Raw genomic sequence first — 14,768 nt, 5'->3', positions numbered from 1 at the left:
GACGGCATGACCTGCGCGTCGTGCGCGAACCGCATCGAGCGCAAGCTGGGCAGGCTCGACGGGGTCACCGCCACCGTCAACTTCGCCACCGAGCGGGCGCACGTCACCGCCCCGGCCGACATGCCGGTCGAGCGCCTCATCGAAGCGGTCGAGGGCGCCGGGTACGGCGCGCGCGTGCCGGCACCGTCGACCCCGGACCGCGAGGACGCCGCCGGACGCGACCGCGATCCGATCGACGCGCTGCGCCGGCGACTCGTGGTGAGCCTGGCGCTCGGCATCCCCGTGATCGCCCTGGCGATGATCCCGGCGCTGCAGTTCCCGTACTGGCAGTGGGTCTCGCTCGCGCTCGCGACGCCGGTCGTGCTGTGGGGCGGCCTGCCCTTCCACCGCGCCACCTGGACCAACCTGCGGCATGGCGCGGCCACCATGGACACGCTGATCACGCTCGGTACCCTGGCCGCGTACGGCTGGTCGGTGTACGCCCTGATCTGGGGCACCGCGGGGATGCCCGGGATGACGCACCCCTTCCGGCTCACGATCGAGCGGATCGACGGTGCCGGCAACATCTACCTCGAGGCGGCCGCCGGCATCACCGTGTTCCTCCTCGCCGGCCGGTACTTCGAGGCCACGAGCAAGCGCCGGGCCGGTGCCGCGCTGCGCACCCTGCTCGAGCTGGGAGCGAAGGACGCGACGCTGCTCCGCGACGGGATCGAGACCTCGATCCCCGTGGACCGGCTGGTCGTCGGCGACGATTTCGTCGTGCGGCCGGGCGAGAAGGTGGCCACCGACGGGATCGTCGTGTCCGGCCAGTCCGCGATCGACGCCTCGCTGCTCACCGGCGAGTCCGTGCCCGTCGAGGTGCACCCCGGCGATGCCGTGACCGGCGCGACGGTCAACGCCGGAGGCAGGCTCGTCGTCCGCGCGACGCGGGTGGGATCCGACACCCGGCTCGCCCGGATGGGCCGGCTGGTCGAAGAGGCGCAGGCCGGCAAGGCCCAGGTGCAGCGTCTCGCGGACCGCGTCTCCGCGGTCTTCGTACCGATCGTGATCGTGCTCGCCGTCGCGACGCTGGCATTCCGGCTCGGCACCGGCGCATCGGCGTCCGCGGCGCTGACCGCCGCCGTGTCCGTGCTCATCATCGCCTGCCCGTGCGCGCTCGGCCTGGCCACGCCGACGGCCCTGCTCGTCGGCACCGGGCGCGGCGCTCAGCTCGGGATACTCATCAAAGGCCCCGAGGCGCTGGAATCGACCCGCCGCATCGATACGGTGCTGCTCGACAAGACGGGCACCGTGACCACCGGGGTCATGCGGCTGCAGGCCGTGCACGTCGCCCCCGGCGAGGACGAGGACGAGGTACTCGCCGTCGCCGCCGCGGTCGAGTCCGCATCGGAACACCCGGTCGGCCGCGCGATCGCCGACGCGGTGGCCGCACCGGGCACCGTCGAGCGGTTCGCGAACGTCCCCGGCCTGGGCGTGCGCGGCACCGTCGGGGGCCGGACGGTGACCGCCGGTCGTCCCGCACTCCTCGGCGAGGAGGGCATGCCCCTGCCCGCCGAGCTCCGCGCACGCTTCGCCGAGGCCCAGGCCCTCGGCGGGACCGCGGTTGTCGTCGGCTGGGACGGCGCCGCCCGCGGCGTACTGGTCGTCGCCGACGAGGTCAAGCCCACCTCCGCGGACGCCGTGGCGCGCCTCGTCGGGCTCGGCCTGCGTCCGATCATGCTGACCGGCGACAACGAGCGCGCCGCGCGGACCATCGCCGCACAGGTGGGCATCGACGAGGTGATCGCCGACGTGCTCCCCACCGAGAAGGTCGACGCCGTACGGCGCCTCCAGGCGGAGGGCCGGGCGGTCGCCATGGTCGGCGACGGCGTCAACGACGCGGCGGCGCTGGCCCGGGCGGACCTCGGCATCGCCATGGGGACCGGGACGGACGCGGCGATCGAGGCCGCGGACCTCACCCTGGTCAGCGGCGACCTGCGCACCGTCGTCGACGCGATCCGGCTCGCGCGCCGCACCCTGGGCACCATCCGGGTGAACCTGTTCTGGGCCTTCGCCTACAACACGGCCGCGCTCCCCCTCGCCGCGGCCGGACTGCTCAACCCGATGCTCGCCGGCGCCGCGATGGCGCTGTCCTCGGTGTTCGTGGTGAGCAACAGCCTGCGACTACGGGGCTTCGCGCCCCAGAAGGAATACTGATCGCCATGACCACTGAGACCGGCCACGAACACCATCATGGCTACATGTCCGACAAGGACGAGTACCTCAAGCGCCTGCGGCGCATCGAGGGACAGGCCCGCGGCCTGCAGCGCATGGTCGAGGAGGAGAAGTACTGCATCGACATCCTCACGCAGGTCTCCGCGATGACCAAGGCGCTGCAGGCGGTCGGGCTCGGGCTCCTCGAGGACCACATGAGCCACTGCGTCGTGGACGCGGCACGGTCCGGCGACGAGGCCGAGACCGCCGCCAAGCTCAAGGAGGCGACGGACGCGATCGCCCGGTTCACGCGCTGAACCACTGTTGCAGAAGGGCCGGTACGGGCGTCCGATCATGCCCCGCACGGATTTTGCGTATCCGCTCGCACAGGGGCGGCCGGTTACCGTACTATCAGTGTTGTCAGCGAAGTGAGACCTCTCTCACACTCCGGCACCCTCACCCTTGCACCCGCCCGGCCCACACATCGCCGGGCGGGTGCTGGTGTGTTCGGGGCCTACGTCGCGTCCGCCGACGCGAAGCGGGACAGCGCGAGCAGACGCGAGGTGGCGCGCAGGTACTTCTTTCGGTAGCCGCCGGCGACCATCTCGGGGGTGAAGATCTCGTCCAGCTTCGCTCCTGACACGAGCACGGGAATGCCCGCGTCGTACAGCCGGTCCGCGAGAACGACGATGCGCAGCGCGACGGTCTGGTTGTCCGCGGGGTGCACACCACTGATGCACACCTTGGAGATCCCCTCGACCAACTGCTTGTACCGCGACGGGTGCAGCTTCGACAGGTGCTCGGACAACGCGTCGAAACTGTCGAGCGTCGCCGTCGGATCGGCCTCCGCGATCGCCACCAGCTCCTCGTCGGTGAGCGGATCCGGCGCGGGCGGCAGGTCGCGGTGCCGGTAGTCCGGGCCGTCCACCCGCACCGACTCGAAGACCGAGCTGAGCTTGTTGATCTCGCGCAGGAAGTCCTGGGCCGCGAACCGCCCCTCGCCCAGCTGCCCGGGCAGGGTGTTCGACGTGGCCACGATGGACACGCCGCGGGCCGCGAGCTCGGTGAGCAGCCGCGACATCACCATCGTGTCGCCCGGATCGTCGAGCTCGAACTCGTCGATGCAGAGCACCGTGTGGTCGGACAGGTATTCGACGCACCGGTTGAAGCCCAGCGCGCCCACCAGGTGGGTGTACTCGACGAAGGTGCCGAACGACTTCGGCGAGGGGACGCTGTGGAAGATCGACGCGAGCAGGTGGGTCTTGCCGACGCCGAAGCCGCCGTCGAGGTAGAGGCCGACGCCGTGCGGCGGGGTGCTCTTGCGGCCGAACAGGCCCTTCTTGTTCCGCTGCTTCGTCAGCTTGATCACGTCGTCGACGAACCGCCGGCCGATATTCACCGCCGCGGCCTGCGTGGGCTGGTTCGGATCCGGGATGTAGCTGTCGAAACTGACCTGACTGAACATCTCCGGCGGGACCAGTTGCTCCACCATCTGCTCCGGCGTCACCGTCGGGTTGCGATCCACGAGATGCAGCGTCATGGGACGTGATGATATCCGCTGGTCCGCCGCGTGCTGAAATCACACGCTACCGTCGCGGATGTGATCGACCACCTGCCTGCGGACGACGCCGCCCTCGCCCACCGCTACGCCCACCCCTTCGCCGCCGGGCGGGCCTTCGTACGGGCCAACATGATCAGCTCGCTCGATGGATCCGCGACCGCCGCTGGCCGCTCCGGCGGGCTCGGCGGCGACGGCGACCGACGGGTGTTCCGAGCGCTGCGCGCGCAGGCCGACGTCGTGCTCGTCGGGGCCGCGACCGTGCGCGACGAGGACTACGGCACGCCGGAGCACCCCGCGCTCGCCATCGTCACCAGGGGTGAGGTCGCGCGCACCCCTCGCCTCTACCCGCCCGACGGTGCCGAACCCCTCGTCTACTCGGGCGGGGGCTCCTCCGTCGACCTGCGCGAGGTCCTCGCCGACCTGTACCGACGCGGCTTCCGGCGCGTGCTCGCCGAGGGCGGCCCCGGCGTGCTGGGTGCCCTCCTCGCCGACGGCCTCGTCGACGAACTGTGCCTGACCGTCGCGCCGATGCTCGTCGGGGGCGACGGCCGACGCATCGTCACGGGCCCGGATCTGCCGACCGGCCACTGGCGCCGTCTGCAGCTCCTCGGCGACGACGAGGGCTACCTCTACACGCGCTGGGCGCGGTGACCCCGCGCTCCGGCGCGATGCCGCGCGCGCGACACGGTGCCGCGCTGTCGACGCCGATCTGGCTAGGGTGAACGGCATGCCCCACCCGCGCACCCGTGCACTCGCCGTCGGCGCGTTCGCCGTGGCTCTGGCCGCGTCGGCGTGCACCCCGATCCCCGCGCCCACCCCCGGGTACGTGAGCGACTTCGGCGAGGGCGGCCGCGCACCGTCGTCCGCGGCACAGCAGGCCCCGAAGGGGCCGGAGTGGAAAGCTCCGGCGAAGGACACGCTGACCTGGCAGGACTGCACGGAGCAGCTCGCGACCCGCTACGGCACTCCGTCCGCCGCGAACGCGACACTGCAGTGCGCATCGATCACCGTTCAACTCGGCACGTCGCGATCGCCGCTGCAGCTCGCGCTGACGCGGGCCGAGGTCCCCGGCACACCCGACACGGCCGCGCCGCTCGTCCTGGTCGGCGGTACCGAGTTCACGGGTCAGCGGGCGGTCGCGACCCTCGCGTCCGCGGACTCGCCGATCCTCACGAACCGTCCCGTGGTCGCCGTGGAACGGCGAGGCGTCGGCGCCTCATCGCCGCTGACCTGCCGCAGCGCCGCCGACCGGGCGGTGCTGCGCGACGGATTCACCGCAGGCGCGGACCTGGACACCCGGATCCGCAAGGTCGGGGAGGCCGCTCAGGGCGCCGCCACGGCCTGCGGCGACGCCTACCCCGCGACCCTCACGGAGTACACCGCCACCGCCGCCGCCGAGGACCTCGAGGCCCTGCGAACCACGTGGAACGTGCCGGCGCTGGGGCTCCTCGCTGTCGGCGACGGCTCCACGACGGCGCTCGCGTACGCCTCGAAACACCCGAAACAGGTCGCGCGCCTGGTGCTCGACTCCCCCGTCCGGTACGGCGGCACCGAGCTCCAGCGCGCCGAGGACGCCGCGCGGGGCCTGTCGGCCACCGTCGACGCCTTCGCCGCGCAGTGCGGCCCCACGTGCGCCCTGGGCGCCGACCCCGCCGCCGCGATGCGCGGGATCATCGACGACGCCGCCGCCGGCCGGCTCGGCACGTTCACCGACACCGATGTCCGACGGGCCGTCCTCGTCACGCTCGGTATCGGGCCCGGGGACCGCGACGCGCGGATCACGCGCGTCGCGACCGCCCTTCGGGGTGCGCGCACGGGCGACGCCGTCCCCCTGCGCGCCCTCCTCCGCACCGCCGACGACGCGCTCGGCAGCGACGGCCAGTTCGTCGCGCGCTGCTCCGACGCCGCCACCAAGGCCTCCCCGGACCAGATCACGGCGTCCGCGCTGGCGTGGGGCCCGCAGTACCGGCTCGGTGCCGCGACGGCGCTGGACCTCGCCGTCTGCTCGGCGTGGCCCGCGATGCCCGCCCCGCCCAAGCTGACCGACCTGACGGTGAAGTCGGTGGTCGCCACCTCGGCGGCCGACCCGCTCACCGCGCGCACCGCGCTCGACACGCTGACCGGACAGCTCACCGTCGTCGGGGCGCAGCCCTCGGCGGTCACCTGGGCCGGGATCGGCGACGGTGCCGTCATCCGGTCGTCGTGCGTCCAGAAGTCCCTGATCGCCTACCTGGACCGCCAGGACGCGCCGACGGTGCGGGGTTGCCCGGCCTGATGCGGCCGGGCCCGGCCGGGCCCGCGGGCACCGTCGGATACGGTTTAGCGGTGTCGTCCCACGCCCTGTCCCGGATGAAGTCCGACCCCGCGCTCATCGCGAAGGCCATCCTGTGGCCGCTCGCGATCCTCACGCTGCTGCAGCGGCTGATCATCCTGGTCCCGAACGGCAACAAGACGGACGACTTCACCACCGTCTACGCCGCAGCAGTGCGCTTCCTCCGGCATGAGGCGGTGTACACCGAGAACTACGACACGGTCGACCCGCATTACCTGTACCCGCCATCGGGAACGCTGGTCATGGCCCCGTTCGGGTACTTCGACCCGGAGACCGCGCGGTACATCTTCGTCGGGCTCAGCGCCGTCGCGCTGCTGCTCGCGCTGTACATCCTGCTGCGGATGTTCGGCTACGGGCTGAACTCGATGGTCGCACCGGTCGTGTTGTTCTTCGCGGTGACCACCGAGGCCGTGACCAGCACGCTGGTCTACACGAACGTCAACTGCTTCGTCCTGCTGGCCGAGGTGGCCGCGATGGCGCTGTTGCTCAAACGGAAGGACCTCTGGGCCGGCATCCCGCTCGGGCTGTCCTTCGCGATCAAACCCCTGCTCGCGGTGATGCTCCTGCTGATTCTGGTCAACAGGCAGTGGAAGGCGCTGATCACGGCGTTCGCCATTCCCGCGGTGCTGATGGGCGCCGGAATGCTCCTCTCCGCGGACCGCACGGAGTTCTTCCGCAAGACCCTGCCCTATCTCAACGCTCCTCGCGACTACTACAACAGCTCCATCCAGGGCAACGCCATGTACTTCGGCCTGCCGAACTGGCTGGAGCTGTTCCTCCGCGCGGCGGTGGTCATCCTGGCCGCCGTCACGCTGTGGCTGCTGTGGAAGTACTACCGCCAGAGCAACGAGCTGCTGTGGCTCGCCACCTCCACCGGGACCCTGCTCACCACGTCGTGGCTCGTGCTCTCGCTGGGCCAGGGCTACTACTCGATGCTGCTGTTCCCGATGCTGATGACCGTGGTCTACCGCAGCTCCGTCCTCGGCAACTGGGCGTCCTGGGTCGCTGTCTACGGCTTCCTCAGTTACGACAACTGGCTGTCCGGGAAGTGGCCCGCGTTCGGGCGCTCCCTCGCCTACCTCAAGTGCACGCTCGGCTGGTCACTGCTGATCATCGTGCCCTTCTGCGTGCTGCTGTTCCGCTACCTCGACGCCCGCGCGGAGAACCGGCTCGACGAGGGCATCGACCGTCCGCTGCACCCCGATGAGGAACCCGGTCGGCACGAGCTGGCACAGTCCAGCGCGCGCGGTTAGTTTGGAACCATGACTGAGCCCAAGCCCAAACTGCAACTGAGCGATTCGGAGTGGCGGCAGCGCCTCTCCGCGCCGGAGTTCCGTGTGCTGCGGCAGGCGGGCACCGAGGCGCCGTTCACCGGCGAGTACACCGATACCAAGACCTCGGGCGTGTACCGCTGCCGCGCCTGCGGCGAGGAGCTCTTCCGATCGGACAGCAAGTTCGAGTCCCATTGCGGCTGGCCGTCGTTCTTCTCCCCGCTCGCGGGCGAGAAGATCATCGAGCGCGAGGACACCTCACTCGGCATGCGGCGGGTGGAGGTGGTGTGCGCCAACTGCGGCAGCCACCTCGGCCACGTCTTCGAGGGCGAGGGCTACGACACCCCCACCGACCTGCGCTACTGCATCAACAGCATCTCCATGCGCCTGGAGCCGGACGAGGCCTGAGCCCCGTCCGGCCGGGCATCACGGCAGCGCGGTGATCAGGTCGCGCACCTCGACGCGCGGGCCCGAGAAGAACGGCGTCTCCTCGCGGGTGTGGCGCCGGGCGTCGGTGGCCCGCAGATCACGCATGAGGTCGACGATGCGGTGCATCTCGGGCGCCTCGAAGGCGAGCAGCCACTCGTAGTCGCCGAGCGCGAAGGCCGGCACGGTGTTCGCCCGGACATCGGGATAGCCGCGCGCGGCGCGCCCGTGGTCGGCGAGCATCTTGCGGCGCTCGTCATCGGGCAGCAGGTACCACTCGAGGCTGCGGACGAACGGGTACACGCAGATGTACGCGCCCGGGTCCTCCCCCGCGAGGAAGGCGGGGATGTGGCTCTTGTTGAACTCCGCGGGGCGATGCAGCGCGGTGTTGGACCACACCGGGGCGCTCGCGCGGCCCAGCGCGGTGCCCCGCCGGAACTCGTTGTACGCGGCCTGCAGATCCTCGAGCCGCTCCGCGTGCCACCAGATCATGAAGTCCGCGTCGGCCCGCATCCCGGCGATGTTGTAGACACCGCGGACCACCAGATCGCCCTGCTGGATCTTCGCCAGGAAGGCTTCCGCCTCGGTCGCCGCCGCCGCGCGCTGCTCGTCGTCCCCGAGCTCCCCCGGGGAGATCGAGAACACCGAGAACATCAGGTAGCGAACAGTCGAATTGAGCTCCGCGTAATCCAGTTTGGCCATATCCCCGATCGTAGTCCCGTGACCGGGACCGGCTCAGGAGAGGTCGGCCAGGACACGCTCGGCCGCACGCTCCGCGCGCGCGATGCAGGCCGGCACCCCGACACCGTCGAAATAGGCGCCCGCCAGCGCCAGACCGCTCGGCGTGGCGGCGTCGATCGCGGCGAGCGTCTCGCGGTGTCCGGGCAGGTAGACGGGGATCCCCTCGTACCACCGCTGCACGTGCGCATGGGTCGGTTCGACGGTGACCCCCAGGATGTTCGCCAGATCGTCCCGGGCCGCGGCGAGGAGGCCGGAATCGAGATCGTCGACGATCCGGCTCACGCCGAGGCGCCCGAAGGACAACCGGACCGTGCCGTCCGGGAGGTGGTCCCACTTGCGACCCGACAGGGTCAGGGCCTTGGCGCTGACCTGCTCCCGGCTCGCCACCAGCACACCCGAGAGGTCGGGCAACTCGACGTCGTCCGGAAGGCGCAGTGTCACCAGGGCCGAACTCGCCGCGGGGATCTTCGACACCGCCGCACCGAGCTCCGGCAGGTTCATGCCCACGAGCCGAGCCACCTGCGGCGCGGGCACGGCGAGGACCACCGCGTCGAACATCGAGCCGCGAAGGCTCCACCCGGGCCGGATCTCCGGGACGGGCGCTCCGAGCATGACCCGGTCGCCGAGCCGCTCGGTGAGCGCGTCGAGCAACTGCTGGTACCCGCCGCGGAACGCGCCGAACACCGGGCTGTCGTCGGGCTCGCCGAGCACATCGCGCACCGCCTCCCCCAGTGACGGTGCGCCGTCGTCGAGGCGGGCGGCCAGGGCGGGCAGTGCGGCGCGGACGGAGACGTCGTCGGCGTGCGCCGCGAACACCCCCGAGACCATCGGATCGACACTGCGCTCGACCACCTCGTCGCCGAGCCGCGACCGGACCAGTGCACCGATCGACGCGTCGGCACCGGCGTTCCAGCGCAACGGGATCCGCACCTCGTCCGCGTCGCCCGGTACGCCCATCAGCGTGCGGCCGAAGCCGCCCAGGAGTCCACCGTCAGCGAACAGCGCCGGGCGCCGCCCCGCGGGCTCGACCACCTCGTCGGCGAGGCCGAGCTCGGCCGCGAGGTCGAGGACCTCCGGGCGACGCCGGACGAAGGCCTCCGCGCCCACGTCCAGGCGCCGGTCACCGAGCATCTCCGAGCGCAGCTTCCCGCCGACCCGGTTGCCCGACTCGAAAACCGTGACCCGGGCGCCCGCCTGTTGCAGACGGAGCGCGGCCACCAGACCGGAGATTCCCGCCCCGACGACGGCGACACTGCTCACAGCTCGTGCACCAGGTCGACGACGCGGGTCAGCACGTCGGGATCCGTCGCGGGCAGTACACCGTGCCCGAGGTTGAACACGTGCCCCGTCGCGCCGGCGGCGACCGCCGCGTCGCCCTCGGCGACCACGCGCCGGACCTGCGCCTCGACGGTGCCCCGGTCGGCCATGAGAACAGCGGGGTCGAGGTTGCCCTGCAACGCCCGACCCGGCCCGACCCGACCCGCCGCGACGTCGAGCGGCGTGCGCCAATCGACGCCCACGACGTCGGCACCGGCCGCGCCCATCGCGCCCAGGAGTTCGCCCGTGCCCACGCCGAAGTGGAACGCGGGCAGCGCGGGAGCGGACTCCCGCAGTGCGGCGAAGACGCGCTCCGAGTGCGGCTGCACATAGGTGCGGTAGTCGGCGAGCGAGAGCGCGCCCGCCCAGGAGTCGAACAGTTGGAAGGCCTGCGCTCCGGCCTCGGCCTGCGCCCGCAGGAAGGTGATCGCGATGTCGCCGAGCTTGCCCAGCAACGCGTTCCACGTGTCCGGGTCCGAATACATCAGCGACTTGGTGCGCTCGTGGTTGCGGCTGGGACCGCCCTCGACCAGGTAGGAGGCCAGCGTGAAGGGCGCACCCGAGAAGCCGATGAGTGCGACGCCCGCGGGCAGCTCACCGCGCAGCATCCGCACGGCCTCCGCCACCGGCGCGACCTGCTCGGGATCGAGCACCGGCATGGCCGCGACGGCGGCGGCGTCCCGGACGGGCTGCTCGATGACGGGGCCGATCCCGCTCACGATGTCGAGGTCGATGCCCGCCGCCTTGAGCGGAACGACGATGTCGGAGAACAGGATGGCGGCGTCCGTCCGGTGCCGGCGCACCGGCTGGAGGGTGATCTCGCAGACCAGATCAGGGCGGAAGCACGACTGCAGCATGCCGATTCCCTCACGCACCTTGCGGTACTCGGGCAGCGAACGGCCCGCCTGGCGCATGAACCACACCGGCCGGCGCGAGGGCGTGGCGCCCGTCGCGGCGGCGAGCAGCGGGTAGGCGACCGCGTCGTCCCTCGTCGACTCGTCCTTGGTACTCATCGCCATCGATCATGTCATGAGTGCGGCGCCGGGGGCTTCAGGCCTGCGGCGCGCCTCCGCCGAGAGCGCCGGCTTTGCGGCTACGGTCACGGTTTGTGAGCCAACCAGGAACGGGTGCCGACGGGGCGACCGACGGAGCGGGGCAGCGCGGCGCCGAGCCGGAGCCCTTCCGCGTCGCCGTCGAATCCCTGCACACGGCGACGGTCCGCCCCGAGATCGAGATCGGGAGCATCCGCCCGCCGCAACGGCTCGCGCCCTACAGCTACGCGCTCGGTGCCGAGGTCCGCTCAGCGGAGACCGATGTCGTCCCCGAGTACTCCGACGGGGAGACCTTCGGCCGCCTGATCCTGCTCTACGACCCGCACGGGCACGAGGCGTGGAACGGCCTGATGCGGCTCGTCGCGTACGTGCAGTCCGAGGTCGACGAGTCGCTCGCCTCCGATCCGCTACTCCCCGAGGTCGCATGGAGCTGGCTCACCGACGCGCTCGCCGAGCGCGGCCAGGAGGTGACCGCACTGGGCGGCACCGTCACCGCCACGGCGTCGGTGCGCTACGGCGACATCGCCGGACCGCCCCGCGCTCACCAGCTCGAACTGCGCGCGTCGTGGACCCCGCTGGGCGAGAACCTGTCCGGGCACGTCGAGGCGTTCTGCTCGGTACTGGAGATGGCTGCCGGACTCCCCCCGGCCGGCATCACCCGGCTCGGGTCGTAGGCCGGCCGTGGCGAAGGGCCCCGCGGAACCCGTTCCCGGCATTCCCCTGACCGAGCCCGACGAGGGCGTCCCCGAGCCACTCACCACGGTGGAGGAGTTCGCCGACTGCGCCGCCGCGCTGCTGCGCGGAAGCGGCCCCGTCGCCCTCGACACCGAGCGCGCCTCCGGATTCACCTACTCCTCCCGCGCCTACCTGATCCAGATCAAGCGGACCGGTTCGGGACTGTTCCTGCTGGACCCGATCCACGAACCCGAGGGGCTCGCACCCGTCATCGGCGCACTGCGGGGCGTCGAATGGGTACTGCACGCCGCCGATCAGGACCTGCCCTGCCTGCGCGACGACGGATTCGTCTGCGACGAACTGTTCGACACCGAGCTCGCCGGGCGGCTGCTGGGCGCGCCGCGGGTGAACCTGGCCGCGATGACCTCCGAGTACACCGGCTACGCGCTGGCCAAGGGGCACGGCGCCGCCGACTGGAGCACCCGCCCGCTGCCGCACGAGTGGCTCAATTACGCCGCCCTCGACGTCGAGGTCCTCGTCGACCTGCGCGACGAGGCCTACGAGCGCCTCGAGGACGCAGGGAAGCTCGAGTGGGCGCTCGAGGAGTTCGAGTACGAGCGCACCCGGCCGGACCCGCCGCCGAAGCAGGATCCGTGGCGTCGACTGTCGGGCCTGAGCACCCTGCGCAACCGCCGCCAGCTGGCCCGCGCCCGCGAACTGTGGCTCGCGCGCGACGAGATGGCCGAGCAGCGCAATGTCGCGCCGGGGCGCACCCTGCCCGATGCGGCCATCGTCAACGCCGCCGCGAAGAACCCGGCCTCGGAGGCGGAGCTGACCGCGCTGCCGGTGTTCGGCGGGCCCAGGATGCGCCGGTCGGCGAAACGCTGGATGTCGGCGATCGAGCGGGCCAACGCATTGTCGGACGCGAAGCTCCCCCCGCTGCACGGCCCGCGGAACGGCATGCCCGCCACCAACCGGTGGGCCAAGTCGAATCCCGAGGCCGCCGAGCGGCTCGCGAAGGTCCGGGCCGCGCTCGCCGAGATCTCCGACGAGGTCGCCGTTCCCGTGGAGAACCTGCTGCCCACCGACGCCGTCCGGCAGTTGTGCTGGGAGGGCGGCGCCGCGGGCGTCACCAAGGTCGACGATGCCCTGGCCGCGTCGGGTGCGCGGGACTGGCAGCGTCGCCTGACGGTGCCCGCCGTCGCCGCCGCGTTGGCGTCCGCCTAGGGCTCCGTCAGCGCACCTGCTCCCGCGCCACCTCCGCGGCGGGAAGGCTCACGTGGGCGCACGCCGTGACCCAACCGGTGATGCGGAACGCGATCTCCGACGGGGTCAGGCCCAGGTCGCCCAGGATCTCGCCGCGGGAGGCGTGGTCGAGGAAGGCCTGCTCGACGCCGAGCACCCGGGTGGGGACGTCCACCTCGGCCTTCTGCAGCGCCGCGGTCACCGCGGAACCGATTCCGCCCGCCACACCGTTGTCCTCCAGCGTGACCACGAGTTGGTGCGTGCGCGCCAGGTCCACGACGGACGCCGGCACCGGCAGCACCCAGCGCGGATCCACGACGGTCGTCGAGATGCCCTGGTCCCGCAGGCGGGCGGCCACGTCGACGGCGGTGTGCGCGAAGGCACCGACCGCGACGAGGAGCACGTCCGCGCCGCGGCCGTCGCCCTCGACCAGCACGTCGACCCCGTCGGGAAGGCGGCGTACGGCCTCGAGGTCCGCGGGGACCGCGCCCTTGCCGTAGCGGACGAGTGTGGGCGCATCGTCGACGGCCAGTGCCTCGGCGAACTCCTCCCGGAGACGGGTGGCGTCGCGCGGCACCGCGGCACGCAGGCCGGGGACGATCGCGGCGAGCGAGAGGTCCCACATGCCGTGGTGGCTGGCACCGTCGGGCCCCGTGACGCCCGAGCGGTCGAGCACGACCGTGACGCCTTGCTTCAGCAGCGCGACGTCCATGAGCAGCTGGTCGAAGGCGCGGTTGAGGAACGTGGCGTACAACGCGACCACGGGGTGCATGCCGCCCAGCGCGAGGCCGGCCGCCGAGGTCAGCGCGTGCTGCTCGGCGATGCCCACGTCGTACATGCGGTCGGGGAACTTGCGCCCGAAGTCGGCGACGCCCGTCGGCTCGGCCATGGCGCCGGTGATGGCCACGATGTCGGCGCGCTTCTCGCCGTGCGCGACCAGCTCTTCTGCGAACACCGATGTCCAGTCGGCGCCGCCGCCCCCGCCCACGGGCAGACCGGTGGCGGGATCGATGACGCCGATGCCGTGCATCTGATCGGCCTCGTGGTTCTCCGCATGCTCGTAGCCATTGCCCTTGCGCGTGATCGCGTGCACCACGACGGGGCCGCCGAAATCCTTGGCGCGCCGCAGCGCGGCCTCCACGGCCGCCTCGTCGTGCCCGTCGATCGGACCGAGGTACTTCAGGCCCAGGTCCGCGAACAGCGCCTGCGGGCTGACCATGTCCTTGATACCGGTCTTCATGCCGTGCAGCACGGAGTAGGCGGGCTCGCCGAGCACGGGAACGTTGCGCAACCGACGCCGCGCCTCCCCCAGCAGCCGCTCGTACTCGGGCTGGGTGCGCAGGCCGGAGAGGTGGGTGGCCAGGCCGCCGATCGTGGGCGCGTAGGAGCGGCCGTTGTCGTTGACGACCACGACCACCGGCCGGTCGGACGCGGCGATGTTGTTGAGGGCCTCCCAGCACATCCCGCCGGTCAGGGCGCCGTCGCCGACCACCGCGACGACGGTGCGCTTCTCCCCCTTCAGCGCGAAGGCCTTCGCCAGGCCGTCGGCGTAGCTCAACGCCGCCGAGGCGTGCGAGGACTCGACCCAGTCGTGCTCGGACTCGGCCCGGCACGGGTAGCCGGACAGGCCGCCGGCCTGCCGCAGCGTGTCGAACCCGTCGCGCCGGCCGGTGAGGATCTTGTGCACGTAGGCCTGATGGCCGGTGTCGAAGAGCACCGGATCCACGGGCGAGTCGAAGACGCGGTGGATCGCCATCGTGAGCTCGACCACGCCGAGGTTCGGACCGAGGTGCCCTCCGGTGGCCGAGACCTTCTCCACGAGGAAGTCACGGATCTCCCCGGCCAGCGCAGTGAGCTGGTCCTGGTCCAGCCGACGCAGGTCGCGTGGGGACTCGATGGTGCTCAGCAGGTTCATATCCCTCGTGTCTACTCCCGTGAGAGGTGTTCCGCCCACC

At 71.8% G+C, this 14,768-nt stretch carries 13 protein-coding genes; 8 read left to right on the top strand and 5 right to left on the bottom strand.

From position 1 onward, the window contains the following. Positions 1-6: 6 nt before the first annotated feature. Positions 7-2,196: a heavy metal translocating P-type ATPase gene (locus ABZX10_RS13865; protein ID WP_355540696.1), complete on the top strand. Its 2,190-nt coding sequence runs from the start codon at positions 7-9 to the stop codon at positions 2,194-2,196. Between the two features lie 5 nt (positions 2,197-2,201). Continuing rightward, positions 2,202-2,510 carry a metal-sensitive transcriptional regulator gene (locus ABZX10_RS13860; protein ID WP_068572646.1) on the top strand — a complete coding sequence of 103 codons (309 nt, stop codon included), beginning with the start codon at positions 2,202-2,204 and terminating at the stop codon, positions 2,508-2,510. A gap of 197 nt (positions 2,511-2,707) precedes the next feature. Here the strand turns inward: ABZX10_RS13860 and zapE are convergent, their stop codons facing one another. Next, the gene (zapE, locus tag ABZX10_RS13855; RefSeq protein ID WP_355540428.1) at positions 2,708-3,733 is read right to left on the bottom strand and encodes a cell division protein ZapE; all 1,026 of its coding nucleotides are present in this window, start codon (positions 3,731-3,733) and stop codon (positions 2,708-2,710) included. Positions 3,734-3,793: 60 nt separating this feature from the next. Here zapE and ABZX10_RS13850 point away from each other — a divergent pair, with 60 nt between their 5' ends. The 4 genes from ABZX10_RS13850 (at position 3,794) to msrB (ending at position 7,765) form a co-directional block, all read left to right on the top strand. Then, positions 3,794-4,405: a dihydrofolate reductase family protein gene (locus ABZX10_RS13850; protein ID WP_355540425.1), complete on the top strand. Its 612-nt coding sequence runs from the start codon at positions 3,794-3,796 to the stop codon at positions 4,403-4,405. A gap of 76 nt (positions 4,406-4,481) precedes the next feature. Further along, the gene (locus tag ABZX10_RS13845; RefSeq protein WP_355540422.1) at positions 4,482-6,029 is read left to right on the top strand and encodes an alpha/beta fold hydrolase; all 1,548 of its coding nucleotides are present in this window, start codon (positions 4,482-4,484) and stop codon (positions 6,027-6,029) included. Between the two features lie 50 nt (positions 6,030-6,079). Beyond that, the gene (locus ABZX10_RS13840) at positions 6,080-7,339 is read left to right on the top strand and encodes a glycosyltransferase family 87 protein (protein ID WP_355540419.1); all 1,260 of its coding nucleotides are present in this window, start codon (positions 6,080-6,082) and stop codon (positions 7,337-7,339) included. 9 nt (positions 7,340-7,348) lie between these two features. Continuing rightward, complete coding sequence (gene msrB, locus ABZX10_RS13835; protein ID WP_355540416.1) at positions 7,349-7,765, top strand: peptide-methionine (R)-S-oxide reductase MsrB; 417 nt, start codon at positions 7,349-7,351, stop codon at positions 7,763-7,765. An 18-nt stretch (positions 7,766-7,783) separates the two neighbouring features. Here the strand turns inward: msrB and hemQ are convergent, their stop codons facing one another. The 3 genes from hemQ to hemE are packed head-to-tail and all read right to left on the bottom strand — an operon-like array spanning position 7,784 to position 10,854. Then, a complete protein-coding gene (hemQ, locus tag ABZX10_RS13830; protein ID WP_355540413.1) occupies positions 7,784-8,485 on the bottom strand; it encodes a hydrogen peroxide-dependent heme synthase in 702 nt (233 codons plus the stop codon). 33 nt (positions 8,486-8,518) lie between these two features. Beyond that, positions 8,519-9,784 carry a protoporphyrinogen oxidase gene (hemG, locus tag ABZX10_RS13825; RefSeq protein ID WP_355540410.1) on the bottom strand — a complete coding sequence of 422 codons (1,266 nt, stop codon included), beginning with the start codon at positions 9,782-9,784 and terminating at the stop codon, positions 8,519-8,521. Beyond that, entirely contained in the window at positions 9,781-10,854 is a 1,074-nt protein-coding gene (gene hemE, locus ABZX10_RS13820; RefSeq protein WP_355540407.1) for a uroporphyrinogen decarboxylase, read from the bottom strand. The genes hemG and hemE overlap by 4 nt, the downstream gene beginning before the upstream one ends. Positions 10,855-10,949: 95 nt before the next feature. On the opposite strand from hemE, the gene ABZX10_RS13815 reads away from it, so the two are divergent. Together ABZX10_RS13815 and ABZX10_RS13810 are read left to right on the top strand one after the other, a co-directional pair. Then, on the top strand, positions 10,950-11,567 hold the full coding sequence (locus ABZX10_RS13815) for a DUF3000 domain-containing protein (protein WP_355540404.1): 618 nt from the start codon (positions 10,950-10,952) through the stop codon (positions 11,565-11,567). A 7-nt stretch (positions 11,568-11,574) separates the two neighbouring features. Then, the gene (locus ABZX10_RS13810; RefSeq protein ID WP_355540401.1) at positions 11,575-12,795 is read left to right on the top strand and encodes an HRDC domain-containing protein; all 1,221 of its coding nucleotides are present in this window, start codon (positions 11,575-11,577) and stop codon (positions 12,793-12,795) included. Positions 12,796-12,802: 7 nt separating this feature from the next. Here ABZX10_RS13810 and dxs read toward each other — a convergent pair whose 3' ends face one another. Then, a complete protein-coding gene (gene dxs / locus ABZX10_RS13805) occupies positions 12,803-14,728 on the bottom strand; it encodes a 1-deoxy-D-xylulose-5-phosphate synthase (protein WP_355540398.1) in 1,926 nt (641 codons plus the stop codon). Positions 14,729-14,768: the final 40 nt, after the last annotated feature.

It is taken from the genome of Tsukamurella sp. NPDC003166 (assembly GCF_040611135.1).
Classification (GTDB): Bacteria; Actinomycetota; Actinomycetes; order Mycobacteriales; family Mycobacteriaceae; genus Tsukamurella.
The sequence above is the reverse complement of the archived record's forward strand: the minus strand, read 5'-3'. Positions and strand labels throughout refer to the sequence as shown.